General features: G+C 42.4%; 20 protein-coding genes and 1 pseudogene. 5 read left to right on the top strand and 16 right to left on the bottom strand.

The window, feature by feature from the left end:
* Positions 1-195: 195 nt before the first annotated feature.
* Together LI288_RS08310 and LI288_RS08305 are read left to right on the top strand one after the other, a co-directional pair.
* Positions 196-948 carry a 4'-phosphopantetheinyl transferase family protein gene (locus tag LI288_RS08310; RefSeq protein WP_227090067.1) on the top strand — a complete coding sequence of 251 codons (753 nt, stop codon included), beginning with the start codon at positions 196-198 and terminating at the stop codon, positions 946-948.
* A gap of 92 nt (positions 949-1,040) precedes the next feature.
* Positions 1,041-1,574, top strand: coding sequence for a DUF3877 family protein (locus tag LI288_RS08305; protein ID WP_022431960.1), 534 nt, complete (start codon positions 1,041-1,043; stop codon positions 1,572-1,574).
* Positions 1,575-1,855: 281 nt separating this feature from the next.
* Here the strand turns inward: LI288_RS08305 and LI288_RS08300 are convergent, their stop codons facing one another.
* The 3 genes from LI288_RS08300 to LI288_RS08290 all read right to left on the bottom strand — a co-directional run bounded on the left by LI288_RS08300 (position 1,856) and on the right by LI288_RS08290 (position 7,100).
* On the bottom strand, positions 1,856-3,469 hold the full coding sequence (locus LI288_RS08300; protein WP_022431961.1) for a CTP synthase: 1,614 nt from the start codon (positions 3,467-3,469) through the stop codon (positions 1,856-1,858).
* 154 nt (positions 3,470-3,623) lie between these two features.
* Positions 3,624-5,369, bottom strand: a complete 1,746-nt coding sequence (locus LI288_RS08295) for an ABC transporter ATP-binding protein (protein WP_227090066.1) — start codon at positions 5,367-5,369, stop codon at positions 3,624-3,626.
* Between the two features lie 3 nt (positions 5,370-5,372).
* On the bottom strand, positions 5,373-7,100 hold the full coding sequence (locus tag LI288_RS08290) for an ABC transporter ATP-binding protein (protein WP_227090065.1): 1,728 nt from the start codon (positions 7,098-7,100) through the stop codon (positions 5,373-5,375).
* 167 nt (positions 7,101-7,267) lie between these two features.
* On the opposite strand from LI288_RS08290, the gene LI288_RS08285 reads away from it, so the two are divergent.
* The gene (locus tag LI288_RS08285; RefSeq protein ID WP_227090064.1) at positions 7,268-8,149 is read left to right on the top strand and encodes a LysR family transcriptional regulator; all 882 of its coding nucleotides are present in this window, start codon (positions 7,268-7,270) and stop codon (positions 8,147-8,149) included.
* Here the strand turns inward: LI288_RS08285 and fliB are convergent.
* Complete coding sequence (gene fliB, locus LI288_RS08280; protein WP_227090063.1) at positions 8,109-9,290, bottom strand: flagellin lysine-N-methylase; 1,182 nt, start codon at positions 9,288-9,290, stop codon at positions 8,109-8,111. The genes LI288_RS08285 and fliB overlap by 41 nt on opposite strands.
* A 337-nt stretch (positions 9,291-9,627) precedes the next feature.
* Here fliB and LI288_RS08275 point away from each other — a divergent pair, with 337 nt between their 5' ends.
* Positions 9,628-11,160, top strand: coding sequence for an ABC transporter permease subunit (locus LI288_RS08275; RefSeq protein WP_227090062.1), 1,533 nt, complete (start codon positions 9,628-9,630; stop codon positions 11,158-11,160).
* Positions 11,147-11,893, top strand: a complete 747-nt coding sequence (locus LI288_RS08270) for an amino acid ABC transporter ATP-binding protein (protein ID WP_227090061.1) — start codon at positions 11,147-11,149, stop codon at positions 11,891-11,893. The genes LI288_RS08275 and LI288_RS08270 overlap by 14 nt, the downstream gene beginning before the upstream one ends.
* 71 nt (positions 11,894-11,964) lie before the next feature.
* Here the strand turns inward: LI288_RS08270 and LI288_RS08265 are convergent, their stop codons facing one another.
* The 12 genes and pseudogenes from LI288_RS08265 to LI288_RS08210 form a co-directional block, all read right to left on the bottom strand.
* Entirely contained in the window at positions 11,965-12,363 is a 399-nt protein-coding gene (locus LI288_RS08265; protein ID WP_022431968.1) for an arsenate reductase ArsC, read from the bottom strand.
* A gap of 32 nt (positions 12,364-12,395) precedes the next feature.
* Positions 12,396-12,923: a flavodoxin family protein gene (locus LI288_RS08260; RefSeq protein ID WP_227090060.1), complete on the bottom strand. Its 528-nt coding sequence runs from the start codon at positions 12,921-12,923 to the stop codon at positions 12,396-12,398.
* A gap of 23 nt (positions 12,924-12,946) precedes the next feature.
* Positions 12,947-13,156, bottom strand: a complete 210-nt coding sequence (locus LI288_RS08255; protein ID WP_022431970.1) for a hypothetical protein — start codon at positions 13,154-13,156, stop codon at positions 12,947-12,949.
* Between the two features lie 29 nt (positions 13,157-13,185).
* A complete protein-coding gene (locus LI288_RS08250) occupies positions 13,186-13,407 on the bottom strand; it encodes a Lar family restriction alleviation protein (RefSeq protein ID WP_227090059.1) in 222 nt (73 codons plus the stop codon).
* 130 nt (positions 13,408-13,537) lie between these two features.
* Positions 13,538-13,710, bottom strand: a pseudogene (locus LI288_RS14610) (cytidylate kinase family protein); the annotation flags it as partial.
* A 13-nt stretch (positions 13,711-13,723) separates the two neighbouring features.
* Entirely contained in the window at positions 13,724-15,091 is a 1,368-nt protein-coding gene (locus LI288_RS08240; RefSeq protein WP_227090058.1) for an MATE family efflux transporter, read from the bottom strand.
* 356 nt (positions 15,092-15,447) lie between these two features.
* The gene (locus LI288_RS08235; protein WP_227090057.1) at positions 15,448-16,032 is read right to left on the bottom strand and encodes an L-2-amino-thiazoline-4-carboxylic acid hydrolase; all 585 of its coding nucleotides are present in this window, start codon (positions 16,030-16,032) and stop codon (positions 15,448-15,450) included.
* A 119-nt stretch (positions 16,033-16,151) separates the two neighbouring features.
* The gene (locus tag LI288_RS08230) at positions 16,152-16,694 is read right to left on the bottom strand and encodes a DUF2318 domain-containing protein (RefSeq protein WP_227090056.1); all 543 of its coding nucleotides are present in this window, start codon (positions 16,692-16,694) and stop codon (positions 16,152-16,154) included.
* Positions 16,695-16,698: 4 nt separating this feature from the next.
* A complete protein-coding gene (locus tag LI288_RS08225; RefSeq protein ID WP_227090055.1) occupies positions 16,699-18,072 on the bottom strand; it encodes an urease accessory protein UreH domain-containing protein in 1,374 nt (457 codons plus the stop codon).
* A 510-nt stretch (positions 18,073-18,582) separates the two neighbouring features.
* Positions 18,583-19,122 (bottom strand): hypothetical protein, encoded by a 540-nt coding sequence (locus LI288_RS08220; RefSeq protein WP_227090054.1) that lies wholly within the window; start codon positions 19,120-19,122, stop codon positions 18,583-18,585.
* A 237-nt stretch (positions 19,123-19,359) separates the two neighbouring features.
* Positions 19,360-19,530, bottom strand: coding sequence for a hypothetical protein (locus LI288_RS08215; RefSeq protein WP_227090053.1), 171 nt, complete (start codon positions 19,528-19,530; stop codon positions 19,360-19,362).
* On the bottom strand, positions 19,505-19,828 hold the full coding sequence (locus LI288_RS08210; RefSeq protein ID WP_227090052.1) for a dienelactone hydrolase family protein: 324 nt from the start codon (positions 19,826-19,828) through the stop codon (positions 19,505-19,507). The genes LI288_RS08215 and LI288_RS08210 overlap by 26 nt, the downstream gene beginning before the upstream one ends.
* Between the last annotated feature and the right edge of the window lie 41 nt (positions 19,829-19,869).

The raw sequence follows: 19,869 nt of genomic DNA, 5'->3' as shown, positions 1-19,869 counted from the left end.
AGTAAAATTCCTTACTATTATTGTTAGCATTTGTATGAAGTATTCATAATCTTTTTAGATTCTTGTTGGCGTTTTTGCTGTGGTCTGCTATGATTAAACCAGTAACAAGATGTCTGTATTGCATAAGTGTACCGCATAAAATAATCCGCAGGCATCATAACCGCAGGCTTTGATTGAGAAATGGGAACAGATAAAATGACACAATTTTTAATTTCAATTATGGATATAACACCGCTGTCGGACAGCCTTTCAGGCGACAAGGCACTGTATGACAAGGCTTTTAAACTTGTACCCGGATACCGGCAGCAAAAAATCTGTAATTTAAAAAACGATGCTGCAAAATGCCGCTCTCTTGCCGCCGGACTTCTGCTCAATTACACAACACGCGCATTTATATCCGGCTCTGTTACAGGCTCTTTGGCAGACAATACACCGCTTGCCAAAAAACTTCCATTTCCGGTCACTGTTTCAGATGCTGCCAGCACCTATATGCAGGAATACGACTATGAAACCGCCTGCGGCACAAACGGAAAACCTTACTTTAAAGGCCATGCAAATCTGTATTTTAACCTTTCCCACTCCGGGAATTTCGCAGTGTGTATTGTTGCCGGTATGCCCTGCGGTATCGACGTTGAGGGAAACCGCCCGTTTAAACCGTCTGTTGCAAAAAGATTTTTTTCAGAAACAGAATATCACTGGATTTATGATACAGAAAATGTATCTGTACAGGCGGAACGTTTTTTCCGCCTCTGGACTTTAAAAGAAGCCTATGCCAAAGCCACCGGAAACGGGATTGCAGCAGAAATTTACGCAGCGTCCTATGTCCCGGATACGGACAGCGACGGTCTGTGCTTTGCAGATTCTGAAACTGCCGCGCATTTTCAAATAAAAGAAGCCGAATACAACGGACTGCGGATTGCCGCGGTACTGTCGGATTCTGCTTTCTGATATATTCCTTAATTTTATTCTGTTTGTAATGCGCTTGTGCAATTCCTATAATTGTAGTATGATTTACGTGAATACAAATATGGAGGATATGTATGTATTTTGACAGACTTGAAAAAAATCTGATTGATATTATTAAAGAAGAACAGGCAAAACTGGGTTTTCGCAAAGAAGCCATCCGCCTGTACTATCCACTCAGTTCCCTGAATCATTTTTTTGAAGCAGAGGATTCTGAAGCCGAAATGCTTGCAAGGCTTTCTGGATTTCCGGCTTCTCTTACGAAAAAGCTGGGAAATGTCACGGTTACGGCTAAAAAAGACCGCTTCTGCTTTCATATTCCGGAAGACGGCAGCGTCTATGTGCATGAGCATACCGATGCCAACGAATTTATCCGCAGTCTGGTAGAACTTTTACAGCACCACGGCTGTACCATGGACGATATTTTTTCCTTATTTAAGGATACTTCTGAAAATGTTATTTTTGAAGAAATGAATCACGGCGAATTTGACTGGCTGGTGCGTTTTACCGGAAACGCAGACGACCCGTATTACTACTGCTTTAAAGATGAAGGCTGTCATATCATCTATCACCGGTTTCTGCCGGAAGACTATGCAGATTTTGAGTTTTAAATGGGGAGCGTGTGAAAGAACATCCCTCAACGTTGTCACTTGACTTCGGTCTGTCCTTTCACACGCTCCTGCAGGGTCATGGTGTCCCCGGAACAGACGCGACAACGGCAGGTCAAATGCCGCCACTGAAGACATAACCTCTGTCCCACCTTTCCGTAAATTCACATTCACTGCAAATAAACCAACACCAATAAAGTCCCGACTGCCACCCACCCCATAAATGATAAATGCTCCCGCCGAAGTTAAGTGCTAACGTTGAGGCAGGAGCATTTATCATTTACCTAGTTGTGTTTTTCCTGATATTCCAGTGCCGCGCCGATGAATCCTCTAAAGAGCGGATGTGGTCTGTTTGGTCTGGACTTTAATTCCGGATGAGCCTGTGTTGCTAAGAACCATGGGTGGTCTTCTACTTCTACCATTTCCACAATTCTTCCGTCCGGTGAAATACCGGAAAGCTTCATACCGTTTTCTACTAATACATTTCTGTAATCGTTATTGACTTCATAACGATGACGATGTCTTTCATGAATCGTTTCTTCACCGTATACTTCATACGCCTTGCTTGTCTTATCGAGTACACATGGATAAGAACCCAGTCTTAATGTACCGCCGATGTCGTCTACCCCTTCCTGATCCGGCATTAAGTGGATAACCGGGTGTGTTGTATCCGGCTTTAACTCAACGCTGTGTGCATCGGAATAGCCAATAACATCTCTTGCAAATTCCACGATGGATAACTGCATACCAAGGCAGAGTCCTAAGAACGGCACCTTATTTTCTCTTGCATAGCGGATTGCCTGAATCTTTCCTTCGATACCACGGTCACCGAATCCACCCGGAACAAGGATACCGGATACATCTGAAAGCAGTTCGGCTGCATTTTCTTCCGTAACCAGTTCTGAATCCACCCACTTGATTGTTACATCGGCTGAGTTGTATACACCGCCATGCTTTAATGCTTCAACAACACTGATGTAGGCATCATGAAGCTGGATATATTTACCGACAAGCGCAACCGTAACTTTCTTCTGTGGGTTCTTCCAAGCCTTGCACATTGCTCTCCACTCGTCTAAATCCGGTTCAGGGCATTCAAGCTGTAAACATTCGCAGGCTACCTGTGCTAAATGTTCTTCTTCCATTGCAAGCGGCGCATCGTATAAGATTTCCACATCGAGGTTCTGTAATACATGTGACTTCGGTACATTACAAAACAGCGCAATCTTATCTTTGATACCCGGCTCTAACGGATGTTCGGTACGGCATACTAAAATATCCGGCTGGATACCCATTCCCTGTAATTCTTTAACACTCGCCTGTGTCGGCTTTGTCTTCATTTCTCCGGAAGCCTTCAGATACGGAATCAGGGTAACATGGATTAAAATCGCATTCTCCCTGCCGACTTCGTGCTGGAACTGACGGATTGCTTCTAAAAACGGCTGGCTTTCGATATCACCGACTGTACCGCCGACTTCGATAATGGCAATCTTTGTATCCTTTGTTGAGAAATCCCTGAAAAAGCGGCTCTTGATTTCATTCGTAATGTGCGGAATAACCTGTACGGTTCCTCCGCCGAAATCACCGCGGCGCTCCTTCTGTAAAACAGACCAGTAAACCTTACCGGTTGTTACATTGGAATTTTTATTTAAGCTTTCATCAATAAATCTTTCATAATGTCCAAGGTCCAAATCCGTTTCCGCACCGTCATCGGTTACAAAAACTTCTCCATGCTGAATCGGGTTCATTGTTCCCGGATCAATGTTGATATATGGGTCAAATTTCTGCATTGTTACAGAAAAGCCGCGTGCTTTCAGCAGGCGTCCGAGTGATGCTGCTGTAATTCCCTTTCCAAGTCCTGAAACGACTCCACCTGTTACAAAAACGTATTTTACGGGCATTAGTTCCTCCATTCTGCCGTATCCGGCAATTCCAAAATTTACAGTAAAAAGAAATATCCGGCAGCATAAAACGGCTACCGGTATGATTTCTTTACATTATTATTCGTATTATACAACGGAAATAAATATATTTCTACTGTTTTTTTATAATTTTTTACTTTGCGAACTGACTCTGATACAGATTTGCATAAAATCCCTGCTTTGCAAGCAGTTCTTCATGATTGCCCTGCTCAATAATTTTGCCATCCTTCATGACTAAAATGACATCGGCATTTTGTATCGTAGACAGGCGGTGCGCAACGATAAAGCTCGTCCTGCCTTCCATCAGCTTTGCAAATGCGTTCTGGATCTTAATTTCTGTTCTTGTATCTATGGACGAAGTCGCTTCATCTAAAATGAGCATCGGCGGGTGGCACAGCATCACTCTTGTAATACAAAGAAGCTGTTTTTGTCCCTGTGATAATCCACCGCCATCTTCTGTGATAAAGGTATCATATCCCTTTGGCAGTCGCTTGATAAAGCTGTGTGCGTGAACCGCCTTGGCTGCCGCAATCACCTCTTCATCGGTCGCATCCGGTTTGCCCATGACAATATTTTCACGGATGGTTCCGGTCTTTAACCATGTATCCTGCAATACCATGCCATATCCCGCACGCAGGCTGTGTCGGGTCATTTCACGGATATCAATGCCCGATACGGAAATTTTACCGTCATTCACATCGTAAAAACGCATGAGCAGGTTAATCAGTGTCGTCTTTCCGCAGCCGGTCGGACCGACAATTGCAATACGCTGTCCTTGCTTTACATGCAGGTTAAAATCTTCAATGAGCTTCTTATCCGGCACATAAGAAAATGCTACGTGTTCTAAATCAACCGTTCCATCTACATTTTCAAGCACTGCGGCATCTTTGCTGTCCGGGATTTCCGGCTCTTCTTCGATTAATTCAAAGATACGTGCCGCACACGCAATCGCATTCTGTAATTCTGTCACAACTCCGGAAATTTCATTAAACGGCTTCGTGTATTGGTTTGCATAACTTAAAAAGCAGGATAACTGTCCGACCGTCAATCTGCCGTAAATGGCTGAAATTGCGCCGCTTACCGCAACCCCCGCATATACAAGGCTGTTGATAAAACGGGTAGACGGATTGGTAATCGATGAATAAAAAATGGCTTTGAGTGAACATTTCTGCAGACGGTCATTAATTTCATCAAATCTTTCAAGCGCCTCATCTTCATAGCAGTATGCCTGTACAACCTTCTGTCCGCCAATCATTTCATCAATCAACGCCGTCTGCTCGCCACGCGTTTCAGACTGTAATTTAAACATCTGATACGTATGCTTTGCAATAAAGCTTGCCACAAACAGGGACAGCGGAGTAATTACAATAACTACAAGTGTAATTTTCACATTAATAGATAACATAAATCCGAGTGTTCCAAGAATCGTCAGCACCCCGGAAAAAAACTGGGTAAAGCCCATGAGCAGGCCGTCCGCAAACTGGTCTACATCGGCGATAACACGGCTGACGACTTCACCGTAGGAGTGTCCGTCAATATATTTTAACGGCAGCACTTCAATCTTTTCAATCGCTTCGTCACGGATATCCCTTGTCACATGATACGTAATTTTGTTGTTGCAGATATTCATAATCCACTGGGACAGTGCCGTAATTGCAATAACGATTCCGACTTCGGAAAGTATCGCCGTAATTGCCTTAAATTCTACATTCTGCGGTCCGATAATGTAATCAATCGCATTTCCGATTAAAATCGGCACATATAAAGATGATGCCACGGTCACTGCTGCCATTAAAATTGACAGAATCAAAAAGAACCAGTAGCGTTTAATGCGCAGCAGCACTTTTTTTACGGTTGTACCTGTATTTGCCTTTGCCATAACTTACGCCTCCTTTTCTTTCCGGAACTGTGAATAATAAATTTCCTGATATACTTCGCAGTTTTCAAGCAGTTCTTCATGTGTTCCGATACCTGCCACATTTCCGTCATCCAGTACGATAATCCGGTCAGCGTGCATAAGCGATGCCGCACGCTGGGATACGATAAACAGTGTCGGTGCATCTTTCATTTCACGGATTGATTTGCGCAGTGCCGCATCGGTTGCATAATCGAGTGCCGATGCACTGTCGTCTAAAATCAAAATATCCGGTTTTCTTACGACTGCACGGGCAATCGTTAAACGCTGGCGCTGTCCGCCTGATAAATTTTTACCGCCCTGGTCGACAAAGGAATCAAGTTTACCGTCTTTTTTCTCGACAAATTCCCGTGCCTGTGCAATGTCTAATGCTTCCATAATTTCCGTATCGGTCGCATCCTTTTTCCCCCAGCGGATATTGTCACGGATTGTTCCTTTAAAAAGCTGTGCTTTCTGCAAAACAATGCCGACTTTCTCTCGTAAGACTTCAATCCGGTAGTCTTTGACGTTGACACCGTCAATATAAATCTCACCCTTTGTCACGTCATAAAAACGCGGAATCAGATTGACAAGGGACGATTTTCCGGAGCCCGTACCGCCGATGACACCGATGGTCTGTCCTTTCTTTACCGTAAAGCTGATGTCTGTGAGCGATTCATCGCCCGCACCGCTGTAGCGTAAGGATACATTTTTAAATTCCACTGCCGCAGCCTGTGTATCTGTGCTTTCCGTGGTACTGCCGTTTTGCATACTGGACTTAATACTAAATACATTTTCAATTCTGCCCGCACAGGCGAGTGCCTTGGTAATGTTGATAATCAGGTTTGCCAGCTTGATTAATTCAACGAGAATCTGTGACATATAGTTGTAGAGTGCCACAACCTGTCCCTGTGTCAGTGTTCCCGCATTGACACGCACCGCACCAATCCAGATCAGTGCGATAATGGAAATGTTGACAACCACATAGGTCAGCGGATTCATCAGTCCGGAAATCTTACCGACAAATTTCTGTAAATGATTAAGCTGTTCATTGGCCTGTTTAAATTCTCTGATTTCATTTTCCTGCTTGTTAAATGCACGTACAACACGCACACCGGTCAGGTTTTCCCTTGTAATGCCAAGAATCTTATCCAGTCCCGCCTGTACTTTTTTGTAAAGCGGTCTTGTGGAGAGCATAATGCCAAAAACGATGACTGCCAGTACCGGAATCGCTACCACAAAAACAAGCGCCGCTTTGACGTCAATCGTAAATGCCATAATCATTGCACCGAATACAATAAACGGTGAACGCAAAAACAGGCGCAGTACCAGATTGACACCGTTTTGCACCTGGTTAATGTCACTTGTCATACGTGTAATCAGTGTTGACGTACCGATGGTGTCCATTTCCGTAAAGGAAAGGCTCTGGATATGCTTAAATAAATGATGGCGCATACCGGTCGCACAGCCGACTGCCGCTTTCGCCGCAAAATACTGTGCTGTAATGGCACAGGTCAGCCCGATAACTGCCAGTGTCACTAAAAGCAGGCTCATTTTTACAATGTAACCTTTATCCGCATTGCCGATACCCGTATCAATGATTGCCGATACGACAAGCGGTACAAACAATTCAAACAGTGCTTCGAGCATTTTAAACAACGGCGCGAAGACACATTCTTTTTTGTATGCACTCAGATACATCCAAATTCGCTTCATATTTTACCCCTTTTCTATCCGCACCAGACCGCCTGTATTATCATAGGACCAGTTCTGATTTAGGACTTGATTTCATACGTTTGTTATTTTATCATAAATACAGCAATACAGAAAATATTTATAATGTATATGTGATATACGTTTTTTATATAGGAAGGATTTTTGATATGGATTTGAAGCAGCTTTCTTATTTTGTGAAGATTGTGGAGGAAGGGAGTATTTCGGGGGCGGCAAAGAAACTGTTTATGTCACAGCCGCCGTTAAGCAGTCAGATGAAGCTTCTAGAAGCTGAATTGGACTGCACGCTGTTTGAGCGGGGTTCGCGTACCATCCGTCTGACGGAAGCCGGAGAAACCCTTTATAATTACAGCCGTTCACTGTTGCAGTTAAGCAATGTTGCAAAGCAGGAAACCATGAATGCGGCACGACATTTTAACGGTGTACTGCGTATCGGTATTGTTTCTTCCTTAATCGGTTCGGACGCGCTTGGCTGGCTGTGCGGCTTTTCCAAGCAGTATCCCGGTATTCATTATGAAATTAATGAAGCAGACACCTACCACCTGCTTTCCCAGTTTGAAACCAATGCCATCCACCTTGCACTCCTGCGCACGCCGTTTCACACGGACTCGCTGACCTGCAAGAAGCTGTTTACGGATTCACTGGTTGCAGTGGGGCAGGAATCATTTTTTGCCGACGACCGTTCTTCTTCCATTACGCTTGATGATCTTACGAAGCTCCCGCTTATCGTATACCGCCGCTGGGAACACCTTTTGCGGAAAGAATTTGAGGACAAGAACCTGAGTGCGAACTGGTTCTGTATCAATGACGATGCCCGTACGACCCTTTATTTTGTGGAAATGGGCATGGGGGTCGGTATTATCCCGCAGTCTGCCGCCACGCTGGTTCAAAAAAAAGGAATTGTATGCAGACCGGTTAAAAACTGCGATATCGCAACCGATGTTGTCCTTGCATACAATTCCACTTATCTGCCGGAATGCTCCCGCGCATTTATTGAGTATCTGGACACCCTGTACCCAGATATTCCATAAGCCTGCTCCACGCATATCTGCGTTTCGTCTTAAAATATCCGTTATACACTTCAAAATTTGTATAAGAATGTTCAAACTGGCGCGAATACAAATGCGCCAGGTCGACCTGCTGTGTAAAGGTCAACGTCTTCCCGTTTTCAAGCCAGCACTGCATATCCAGATGTTTTAAAATGAGATATCCAATGACACCGATTTTCGCCTTTAAAAGAATTTCGCTGTCATTGACCGCATTCAAAAAATATCTGTATACATAATACATCATCAGCTGCTCGTATTCGTATTCCTTCTCCTTATAATATGCCGCAAATTCAGACAGCTCCCGTTCATAGTCCTCCGCACCGCAACAGTTTTTAAAATATCTGCTGTTTCTTTCAAGACAGACGTACCAGTCCGGGTTGATAACTTCCATGCCGGCAAAGCAGTCAAAAAAATGCGGGATATTTTCATATGCCGTATGATTTTTTCCGCCGTATTTCTTTTTCAAATCCTTTAAACGGTCTTGCAGATAATCCGCCTGTGCGTATGCCTGTATTTCATAATCCATTAAATCCACTCTGTCGGTATCCAGCTTCTTTTGCAGTTTTTTTGCAAAATCCAGATACAGCATACAGCGCTCCTCTATTAAAAATGCCCTGTTGCGGATGATATTATACACCGTTACCCTTGCCTGGCGCAGCTTAAAATATAACTGCGGGTCGATATTATTATAGGAAGAAACGGTTTCATCTGTTTCTTCTACCGTAAATGTCAGCGGCTTTTGATAGCTAAACATCAGCTCGCCGGCTGTTTTACAGGACGGCGCCAGTCCGATTTCCCGCTCACTGCCGTATTCGTTGATAAACCGCGGAAATTCGGCGCACGTATCACACAGCTTATCTTCGCCCAGTGCAATAAATAAATCACACAGGTTCTTGTCATTTAAAAACGGGCATCTGCCGTTTTGCAGCGTAAAGGTACAGCCGCCGCCCTCCTCCGGCACCATAACCGACTGTAAGCGCTGTCCGAAACTTCCTGCAACCGTTTTGTAATAGTCATACGACTTTTCATCTACATCCACGTCCCAGCCCGCACAGCACGTATCCGTACATGCCCCTGCAATACATTTAAAATCTTTATAATATTCGGGTGTTCTAATTTTCATCATTTCCTGCTTCTTTCTAAATTTCTTTGATACCAGGGTCAAAAGGTCTAAACCCACATGAGCTTGCTCATAAGTGGGTGAATGACCTTGTGACCCGCCCTAATATGAGCATAAAAGCAGGACGATAGTTCTGCGATATGCGAATATTGGGCAGGATTGTGGGAGTGCGCAGCACGGAACAATCCGCAGGTATCATTATTGGAGGCTTTTGCCCCCAACAGCATTTTTAGTATAGCATATCTTATTTTTTTTACAAATACAGATTGTAGCATTTTCAATTACAGTGTATAATATGATACAATGTCAAAAAATAAATCGACAAAGAAAGGATAAAAGTATGCAACGTACAAAACAAAATCATGCTTGGCGCGTATTTCGCCTGCTGTTGATTTTTTTCTGTATCGGTCTGTCTTTACAGTTTACTTCCTGCGGCAAAAAGCAGGCTGAAAACACTGTTTTTTCAGTAGACGACCTTTCCGGCAAAAAAATCGGTGTCCAGCTTGGTACAACCGGCGATACGCTCGTATCAGATTATGAAACGGACGGTTCAAATACAACCGTTGAACGTTTCAACAAAGGAAACGATGCCATTCAGGCATTAAAACAGGGAAAGATTGATGCAGTTGTCATTGATGCACAACCGGCACAGTCTTTTGTTGCCGCAAACAGCGACTTAATGATTCTCCCTGAAGAATTTGCTAACGAAGACTACGCTATTGCAATTGCAAAAGGCAATTCTTCCCTGACAAGTTCTATCAACGACGCTTTAAACACATTAAAAGCCAACGGCACGCTTGATGCCATTTTAAACAATTACATCGGGGAAAATATCGGACAAACTCCGTATACCTCTCCTGAAAATGTAAACCGTTCCAACGGCACACTGGTTATGGCTACCAATGCTTATTTCCAGCCGTATGAATACTATGAAAACGGCACGATTGTCGGTATTGATGTCGATGTCGCCACGGCAATCTGCGATACTTTAGGAATGACCTTAAAAGTAGAGGATATGGAATTTGATTCCATCATCACTGCCGTATCTTCCGGTAAAGCCGATGTCGGTATTGCAGGTATGACCGTTACACCGGAACGTCAGAAAAATATTGACTTTTCAGATTCTTACACCACTTCACAGCAGGTTATTGTTGTGCGCAATAACGATGCCGTATCCGGCGGTACAAGTCTTTCTGAAAAATTTAAAACAGACTTCTTAACCGATAACCGTTATCAGTTCATCCTGACCGGTCTGAAAAATACACTGATTATCGCAGCCTGTGCCGCATTAATCGGTATTGTCATCGGTTTTTTAGTTGCCGTTGTCCGTTCAAGCCATGATAAGACCGGCAATTTAAAGATTTTAAATGCAATCTGCACCGTTTACCTGACCATTATCCGTGGTACACCAAGTATGGTACAGCTGCTGATTATTTACTATATTATTTTCGGCTCTATGAATATCAGCAAGCTGCTGGTGGCAATTCTGGCATTCGGCATTAACTCCGGTGCTTACGTTGCCGAAATTTTCCGTTCCGGTATTATGTCTATCGACAACGGACAGTTTGAAGCTGCAAGAAGCTTAGGCCTTACCTACCGTCAGACCATGCTTAGCGTTATTCTGCCACAGGCATTTAAAAATGTACTGCCTGCCCTTGCAAATGAATTTATCGTGTTACTGAAAGAGACCTCTATCAGTGGTTATATCGGACTGACCGATTTAACCCGCGGCGGTGATATTATCCGAAGCATTACATATGATGCTTTCCTGCCATTACTCGGTGTTGCATTTATTTACCTTGTACTGGTTGTTATTCTTTCGGCACTTGTAAAGAAACTGGAAAGGAGATTAAGAAGCAATGAGCGAAACTAAATCAGATGTTCTCCTCGAAGTCAAAAACCTGCACAAGGCATTTGACAAACATGTTGTTTTAAATGATGTCAATACGACCGTCCGCAAAGGCGATGTCATTGCCATCATCGGACCTTCCGGCTGCGGTAAATCCACATTTTTACGTTCGTTAAATATGCTGGAAATGCCGACCGGCGGACACGTTTTATTCCACGGCACGGATTTGACCGATAAGTCGGTCAACATCAACCAGATCCGCGAAAAGATTGGTATGGTATTCCAGCACTTTAATCTGTTCCCGAACATGACCATCCGTGAAAATATCTGTCTTGCACCGGTCAAATTAAAGCTGATGACAAAGGAAGAAGCTTCTAAAAAAGCTGATGAACTCTTAGAGCGTGTCGGCTTAAAAGATAAAGCGGATACCTATCCTGCCATGCTTTCCGGCGGACAGAAACAGCGTGTTGCAATTGCCCGTGCGCTGGCAATGAATCCGGAAGTCATGCTGTTTGACGAACCGACTTCTGCGCTTGACCCGGAAATGGTCGGCGAAGTTTTAACAATTATCAAAGAACTTGCCCAGTCCGGCATGACAATGTTAATTGTTACGCATGAAATGGGATTTGCAAAGGAAGTTTCCAACCGCTGTATGTTCTTTTCTGACGGCAATATCACCGAAGAAAATGCACCAAAGGAATTTTTTGAAAACCCACAGAGTCCGAGATTGAAAGAATTTTTATCGAAAGTTTTATAAGATACTATTTCCTATAACGAAAAAACAGCCCTGCCGCTGCTGTGCAGTTTCGGTCAGGGCTGCTTTTGATTTTATTGCAGCTTTTCTTTTAAAGCAAGGATATTCTTTCTGATTTCTTCAATAACTCTTCTGAATTCCTCATCACTTTTTCCGGTAGGGTCGTCCAGTCCCCAGTTATCATCGAATGGTCTGCCAATAAACGGACAGCTTACATTACAGCCCATTGAAATGGCAGTATCCGGAGCCGGAATCTCATCAATCAGCTTACTATACTGTCCCTCCGCTTCCATGTCTATTCCATATAATTCTTTCATAATGCGGACCGCATCCTGATTAATCTGCGGCTTAGTTTCCGTTCCTGCTGAATAACTTTCAAATACATCAGCCGCCAGATGTCTTCCAAACGCTTCTGCAATCTGGCTTCTGCACGAATTATGAACACAAATAAATGCTGCTTTACGTTTTTTCATAATTTGAATTTTCCTCTCGTTTTAAACACCCGTCAGCCAATCTTTTTCCCTAAATCTTCTAATTCTTCAATTGCCGCTGTATTTTTAGCCAGTTCATCTCTATCCGTAGCATAATATGATTTTTGAAACAGCATATCCCACGACAAATAACCTGCCATACATTCAAACTGTTTCCTGATTAACTCATACTGTATATTATCTACTGGTGAACCACCCGTTACAATAACACCTGCCTTTTTCCCTTTCAACTGCATTCCACGACAGTAGCATTTGTCAATAACCTGTTTTAACTGTGCGGACATCCCCCACCAATATACTGGTGTTGCAAATAAAATCATATCTGCCGCAGCAATCTTATCTATTGTAGGATTTGTATCATCGTTATCTACACAGCCTTTATGACATTGACAGACACCACAGCCTTTACATGGACTGATATGCAATTTGTCTGGCTGAATTACTTCTATCGCATTTCTATCGGCAGCACCTTTCATAAATGCATTGATTGCTGTTAAAATATTGCCTTTTCTGGCACTTCCATTTATAATTACTATTTTCATTTACATTAATCCTCATTGTCAAATTAAAGGCTAAAATCAATATCCACAGTGCCATTAGCATATTTCATATAGTCAAACAGCTTCGGTGCCGCAAGAAGTTCCAGCGGGTCTCTTTCATGTTCATCGTCTTCAAATATTTCTGCCACTTCTTTAATTTCCGGGTTTGATAAAGAATTCACATATTCTTTTAATTCCAGTACAGTCATATTAAAAAGTTCTTCTTTACTTTTCATGCGTTCATTACTCCTTTTCTTTTTCAAATTTAATCGCCAAAGCCATTGAAAATAACCTTGCCGGCATTCCACAGTTCAGCTGTTCTTTTTGCCGCCTCAAGTCTTCCGGCATCGTCTTTAAAGCCAAATGTTGCCGACTGGCAGCCGCAGTCCATGCACATGACATAATAACCGCTGTTTTCTTCTTCTAAAATAGAAGGTCCTAAACATCTCGGACAGTCTTCTAATTCAATCATTTCATAAATTTCCATGTTAATCTCCATTCCTCAGGCATTTCACTGCCGTGATTTCAACGCTGTGGGAAAACACTTGCCGGATTTCCCCCACTTTCATGCAGTTCTATTATACATGAAATTTGTCTGTATGTGAACCCAAAAATCCGGAGCAGTTCAAACTTCCCCTGATATACTCCTGTGATAACCCCGACTGTCCGGCAATCTGACCGATAATATCTTTGTCATAATAGTCTATGCCGGTTTTTTAGCTGTTTCTTCACCGATAAAACGTCCGCCGCTTCCAAACTCTCTGCTGATTGTAATAATTCTTTTTGCCATTGCTGCTTCCTCCTCAACTTAATTTTTCCACTCTATTCTTACTGATTTTCTTTAAAAATGCATATCCTGCTGCACAGGCAACAAGTTCTGTTATCGGAAATGCCCACCAAATCAGGGAAATGCCTGCTGTTCCGTTTTTTACAAAAATTGAAAAAATTCCTGCTAGCGGTAATATAATGACAAGCTGTCTAAGCAGTGAAATCACAAGCGATTCAAGACCGCCGTCCAACGCCTGATAAATGCCCTGATAGGCGACATTGATTCCCGCAAAAATAAAACTGATTGAAATAATCCGCATTGCACTGATAAAATACGTTCTTGACTGTCCCGCATTAAACAGCGTGGCAAATGCGGCCGGAAAAATTTCTGTAATAAAAATCCCTAAAATCATCAGTGCCGTCGTGTATATCAGACCATATTTGATTCCGTCCCGGATTCGTTTTTTACTTCCCATTCCATATGCATACGCTATGATTGGCGTAATGGCATCTCTTAAACCAAATGCTAAGAACAATACAAACTGCTGGACTTTATAAAACAATCCGTATGCAGTCTGTGCAGAAGGACTGAACTTCAAAATCAGATTCATGACATACACCATGACAGACATCAGCGCCTGTGCAATGATTGCAGGCAGACCTATTGAATAGATTCCTGCAATCGTTCTGCCATCCGGTTTCATGAATTTTATTCCATGTTCAAATTCCCTATTTAATTTCATATGAAAAATAAATAACAACCCTGCTGATACAATCTGACCGATTACCGTAGCATACGCAGCGCCCTCTACGCCCATTTCAGGAACGGGTCCGATACCATAAATCATTACCGGATCCAGAATAATATTGACCACAGCACCCACAACCTGTCCGATTGTGGAATAAAGGGAACGCCCTGTTGCCTGTAACAGCTTTTCAAATAATGAAAAGAAAATAATTCCAAAAGAAAGCACACAGCATATTCTTAAATAACTTGTTCCCATTGCAATCACTTCCGTGTCAGCCGTCTGTGATGAAATATATGCCTTCACTCCAAAAATGCCAAACAACAGACATACCGCACAAATTATCACACCTAAAAACAGACTGTTTCCGGCGACTTTCGCGGCTTTTTGTTTTTTTCCCTCTCCAAGAGTTCTTGCAAGAAGCGCATTCGTTCCCACACCGGTTCCGATTCCAACTGCCACCATAAGCATCTGTACCGGAAATACCAGTGTCAGCGCATTCAAAGCCGCTTCACTCCCCACTTTCATATTGCCGACAAAAGCACTGTCCACAATATTGTAGACTGCCTGCAGTGCCATGGATAAAATCATCGGTATTCCCATCTGCACCATAAGCTTATTTACCGGAATTTCTTTCATTTTGTTACTTTCTGCCATTTTAATCCTCCTTGTTTGCGAAGCAAATGCGACTGCTCTTTGCAGGAGCAGAGGATTTGTCCTCCTTGTTTGCGAAGCAAATGTCTGCTATGTATGCTATGCCCAATAGCTTGCATAGCATGCGCCCTTTGCAGGAGCAGAGGATTTGCCTCTTTGTTTTTTTGCACAAAAAAAGTGTGTAGTTACCGCATAAGCTGGACTTACGCTGATAAGCTACACACTTTTTAATGGCGTTATAGATTTAAAATAAAAAAACGAGCAACAAAACTGGATTTACGCTCGTCTGCTACTCGTTCAAGGACTATTATATTTCTGATTTTTAAAAAAGTCAAACAAAAAAGTTTTTATAAAAGAGCTTATTTTTTGAAAAAATGAAAATCACAGCAGTCACCGCCGTAACCTAAGGTTTTTGTCCGCGTAAAACCTATTTTTTTCAAGCCGCCGTATGTCACATCATCGACATCACAGAACAGGCGGCACAGATTTTCACAGCCGTTTTCCACGCAGGCGGTGTGCCACAGGCATTTTTTAATCGTAACATCATAATAATCATTTCCATATGCCTGCGTACTTTCTTGCAAATCGGTTGTACGCATAATTTTAAGAAAGATATTGCTGTAAATGGCATAAAATCCCGGTACTAATTCCATTTTAGCCGTTGAAGCGTGTTTTTTTGCTGCTACTTTATCAAGCATATATTTTCTCATATACTTATATACATCTTCTTCTGAAAAGCCTTCCTCAGACAAGCACTTATGCAACGCTATGCGTGGAAGTATCGTCTGGGCAAGGGTTTTCATCTGATTTTCGGATTTATTTTTTGTATTCTGAATCAATGTATCCAGCATTTTTTCCTGCCTGTCAGATACTGCACATCCCTTTTTATTTCCGAATTCTTCAATTAAAAATGCTTTTATCTGCTTTTGCTGTTTTATTTTCATCGTTATCACACCCCTCTTTTTGTAACTTCTAAAAAAATTCTGTACCATACCTGTATTGTATCATAAAAATAACGGCACGGTATATTCATTTTAAAAATATACCGTACCGCTATTTTACTCTATTCTACCGGACCGCTCCATGAAGAAAACAGTTTTGCATGGCTGTCTAAATCCGCCGTATTTACGGTTATCTTCCCGTCTGCAACCGTATATTGAATATTCATCGGATTACAACCGCCCGCAGTGCCGCCTACACTGTCCATTTTAAATACATTTCCGCAGTTCTGACATACTAATTTGCCGCTTCTCTTCTTGAAATACGCTTTTGGAGAAGGATTGCAGGTCTGACAGGTGTTCAGTGATAATCGTGCTGAGCCGTCAGACGCATTTACGGCAATCATCTGTATATTGGTTCCGTTTGAATCATAATTTACATATAACGGATGTTCTGTCAGTGTACCGATATCTATTGCTAACTGTCCGTTTTCTACGGCAGGCGTTATGTATGACGCAGCTGCGGCGTTTTCTGTCGAAGCTGTACTTTGAGCCGCCGTATTTTTAGAACCTGCACTTTTATCTTCTGTACCCGCATTTCCACAGGCGGTCAGCGCTGTTACTGCAAGCACCAGCGGTATCAGTTTTATCAGTTTTTTCTTTCTCATGTCCTTATTCTCCTTGTTTATCAACAACATTTATTTCTCCGTAAATCATTCCCATCCAGCAGGTATACTGCACCGTGCCGGGTTCGCCGGGTGTAAACTCAATCACATTTTTACCCGGTGTAAATTCATGGGTGATTCCGTAGGTCTTTACTATCATTTTGTAATTACAGCCATTGATAACTTCTTCCGGCACATTTATCGTCCATTTTACCGGAATACCCGTATAAACGGTAATCTCAGGATACGTCCCGAAATCCAGATTGCTTTCCACATACTGAATGTTCCCCGACTGCGCAATCACAGCCGTATCCAATTCCTTTGCACCGTCAGATACCTGAGAAATCCTATCCAGCCTGATACCCGCCAGCCCCGCTCCCTGTGAAAGCATTGCAAGTCCGAGCACCACAACCAGTATCGCACCTGTCTGCATGACAAGCTTCGTGTATTTTTTCCCAAGCGCCGATACAAGGCTTCCAAGCCCCAGCATCAGCGGAACCGTGCCTAAGCTGAACATCAGCATTGCCAGTGCTCCCGATATGGGATTGCCCGAACCGAGTGCAATAATCTGCATGGACTGCATCGGGCCGCATGGCATGAGACCGTTTAACAGTCCGACAACAAACGGTCTTTTTTCCGTTCTTTTTTTCTGATTGATTTTTATGACGGACTTTCGCGGGAATCTGATTTGAAGCTTTCTCAATGCCGGAAAAATCCCCAGCATATTGATTCCCATTATCATCATAAATAATCCGGCTGTTATTTTTAATATGCCCTGTAACAGCAGCGGCATTCCACTGCCCGAACCGCCTGTCAGAATCATTCCTGCTCCGCCAAGCACAAATCCGACTGCCGTATACGAAACTACACGTCCTGCGTTGTACAGTACCGAAGGCATGATGACATTTATTCTGGATGAACTTGTATTCTCAGCGTTCCTCGAAGGAATACACTGTGAAAGATGAATCCCGCCGCACATCGCTATACAGTGAACGGATGTTAAAAGCCCTACAATAAAGAGCATGCCATAGCTCATTTGGGAATCGGCAAGCATTGACGGAACAAGTAAATTTAAAATACCAAAATGCTGTAACAGATAATACAGTAAAATAATAACCGCCAGTATTCCAATCCTTCTAACCCATTTTAAAGAATCTGCCTGCTTTTTATCGATAACTGTATAATCCAGCTTCTCAATAATCGCAGCAATACGGTTTAATGTCACTATTTCCGGATTAAATTCTATTTCAGCCTGTCCTTTGCTATAAGAAACCTGCACTTTAGAAATTCCTGCTGTATTCTTTAATTCCTGCTCTATTTTATTCTGACAGTTAATACAGGTCATGCCATCGATAATAAGAACTTTTCTTTCCATTCCCATGTTTCATTTTCCTTTAATATTACCGGTTAAAATATACCCCTGTGGGGTATTAATATCGCAGATAATTATATACACCAATGGGGTATTTGTCAACAAAATTTTAATTGCACACTGTTTTGTCCTCTGTAAATACCGGTAAAAAATCAAAAACCGCCATAAGAAACAGACAGCTTAAGGTGACTATTTCTTTGGCGGTATTTTTTATAAATAAAGGATTACTCCCGTACCTTTAAAGCTTGATTTGTGCCATACGTTCAGCATGTGTCGATAGGGTAATTGAGATGCAATCTGCTCTACAGTAAAACCATTTATGTTTAGTTTTTCATCTATTGTAAGTTCCTTGGATAACAGTGCTCCCAGCAGACGGTGCAGTTCATACGTGTCATCATGTTTCGGCAGATTTTACATCTGGAAAATGGACAAAACCTCCAAATTTTCCGTATGCTTTGAGCTTTAATCGCATATCTAAGCGATTTTTCGTCCATAAATACATATATTTTTGATTTTATACTAGCGGTTCAATTCAATATAATCTATTGCCTGTTTCCACCCATGACCAGGCGCATCATCGCCCCAATACCTGCTGGTTATCTCATCCAATTCGTCTACACACTTTTGCAGCTTTTTTATATTGGCTTTGCGCTCCTCCCGCGTTATAGTTTTCAAGCTTTCATTCTTTACTTTATATGCCATGCTTTGTAAAAAATTAACAATATCAAAATATTCCTCTGAATCTTCAAATCTCGTGTCTCCGGGAAAGCAGTCAATTACCTTTTCAAAAGCTGTTTTCATATCTTCTGCCCCTGCCTGGCTTAATGTCTCAGCAATATAAGGTACAAATTGCACCATTTCGCACATTATAAACCACCAGCCTTCGTATCTCCAATTTCCAATCAGATTAACAAGAATATGTAAATGAACTAACTGTGGCGTAACCAGATTCTTTATATCCAATAGTGAACCTTTCTCCCATAAACAATCTGATTTCACTGCAAGAACACTCTCATCTATATCTTTAACATCACCATAGAACTCTTTTATCGTAATCATATAATTTTACCTTTCGTACAGAAATTTTAATAATTAACATTATATATGCCTAATCTATCTCCCTCTCAACAACCACCTCACAATAGACGGTTTTATTTCAAAGGTTTCACAAAGGTCTGCCAGTACATGCGGATAGCAGTTTGCCATGCCAATTCTTATTATCTTAACCAGTTTATTATTTCTTTTTCAGACTGTTCAAACGCCGCCATACATTCCTTTTTGTGTTTCCCAAAGCTTTTATACATCATGCCGACAAGCGGAATCATGCGGTATAATCTCCGGCCACGCTTCGTCTGCACCTCCCGCAATCATCAATATTCTTGCATTTGTCTTTTTGATCTCTAAATGTGCTTTTTCTTCCGCCGCCTTATCCTGATAAGCTTCATAATACGCAAGCCACATGCCCATAACTTTGTGCGAAACGCTTTCTGTTTTGTAGTATTTTGAAGCCTTTCATTTCCAGCGGACATCTGTCGGGCGTGTCCGGAAGCCCCTCTGCGCCAAACAATGATACGGCTAAGCCGGTGAATCCATAATCCGCAAACCGCTCTGCTATTTTAATCCCCGGAAGAAAGCTCTGCTCTCCGCCCATAATCACAATGACTGCTTTGCCGTTGGTCTGCTCCGGCTCTGCAAGGTGTCCCACAAAACCGTGTTCTTTCATATTAAAATCTGTATGTTTTAATTTTACTGCTGTCTTCTTCATATTTTTTCCCCCTATCTCATATCATGTGTTGGCTGTCCCGC

Source organism: Lachnospira pectinoschiza, assembly GCF_020564355.1.
Classification (GTDB): domain Bacteria; phylum Bacillota; class Clostridia; order Lachnospirales; family Lachnospiraceae; genus Lachnospira; species Lachnospira intestinalis.
The sequence above is the reverse complement of the archived record's forward strand: the minus strand, read 5'-3'. Positions and strand labels throughout refer to the sequence as shown.

Bases quoted from the DNA above. Each gene is read 5' to 3' on its own strand.
- LI288_RS08310 (WP_227090067.1), top strand. From the start codon at position 196: ATGACACAATTTTTAATTTCAATTATGGATATAACACCGCTGTCGGAC.
- LI288_RS08305 (WP_022431960.1), top strand. From the start codon at position 1,041: ATGTATTTTGACAGACTTGAAAAAAATCTGATTGATATTATTAAAGAA.
- LI288_RS08300 (WP_022431961.1), bottom strand. From the start codon at position 3,469: ATGCCCGTAAAATACGTTTTTGTAACAGGTGGAGTCGTTTCAGGACTT.
- LI288_RS08295 (WP_227090066.1), bottom strand. From the start codon at position 5,369: ATGGCAAAGGCAAATACAGGTACAACCGTAAAAAAAGTGCTGCTGCGC.
- LI288_RS08290 (WP_227090065.1), bottom strand. From the start codon at position 7,100: ATGAAGCGAATTTGGATGTATCTGAGTGCATACAAAAAAGAATGTGTC.
- LI288_RS08285 (WP_227090064.1), top strand. From the start codon at position 7,268: ATGGATTTGAAGCAGCTTTCTTATTTTGTGAAGATTGTGGAGGAAGGG.
- fliB (WP_227090063.1), bottom strand. From the start codon at position 9,290: ATGAAAATTAGAACACCCGAATATTATAAAGATTTTAAATGTATTGCA.
- LI288_RS08275 (WP_227090062.1), top strand. From the start codon at position 9,628: ATGCAACGTACAAAACAAAATCATGCTTGGCGCGTATTTCGCCTGCTG.
- LI288_RS08270 (WP_227090061.1), top strand. From the start codon at position 11,147: ATGAGCGAAACTAAATCAGATGTTCTCCTCGAAGTCAAAAACCTGCAC.
- LI288_RS08265 (WP_022431968.1), bottom strand. From the start codon at position 12,363: ATGAAAAAACGTAAAGCAGCATTTATTTGTGTTCATAATTCGTGCAGA.
- LI288_RS08260 (WP_227090060.1), bottom strand. From the start codon at position 12,923: ATGAAAATAGTAATTATAAATGGAAGTGCCAGAAAAGGCAATATTTTA.
- LI288_RS08255 (WP_022431970.1), bottom strand. From the start codon at position 13,156: ATGAAAAGTAAAGAAGAACTTTTTAATATGACTGTACTGGAATTAAAA.
- LI288_RS08250 (WP_227090059.1), bottom strand. From the start codon at position 13,407: ATGGAAATTTATGAAATGATTGAATTAGAAGACTGTCCGAGATGTTTA.
- LI288_RS08240 (WP_227090058.1), bottom strand. From the start codon at position 15,091: ATGGCAGAAAGTAACAAAATGAAAGAAATTCCGGTAAATAAGCTTATG.
- LI288_RS08235 (WP_227090057.1), bottom strand. From the start codon at position 16,032: ATGAAAATAAAACAGCAAAAGCAGATAAAAGCATTTTTAATTGAAGAA.
- LI288_RS08230 (WP_227090056.1), bottom strand. From the start codon at position 16,694: ATGAGAAAGAAAAAACTGATAAAACTGATACCGCTGGTGCTTGCAGTA.
- LI288_RS08225 (WP_227090055.1), bottom strand. From the start codon at position 18,072: ATGGGAATGGAAAGAAAAGTTCTTATTATCGATGGCATGACCTGTATT.
- LI288_RS08220 (WP_227090054.1), bottom strand. From the start codon at position 19,122: ATGATTACGATAAAAGAGTTCTATGGTGATGTTAAAGATATAGATGAG.
- LI288_RS08215 (WP_227090053.1), bottom strand. From the start codon at position 19,530: ATGGGCATGTGGCTTGCGTATTATGAAGCTTATCAGGATAAGGCGGCG.
- LI288_RS08210 (WP_227090052.1), bottom strand. From the start codon at position 19,828: ATGAAGAAGACAGCAGTAAAATTAAAACATACAGATTTTAATATGAAA.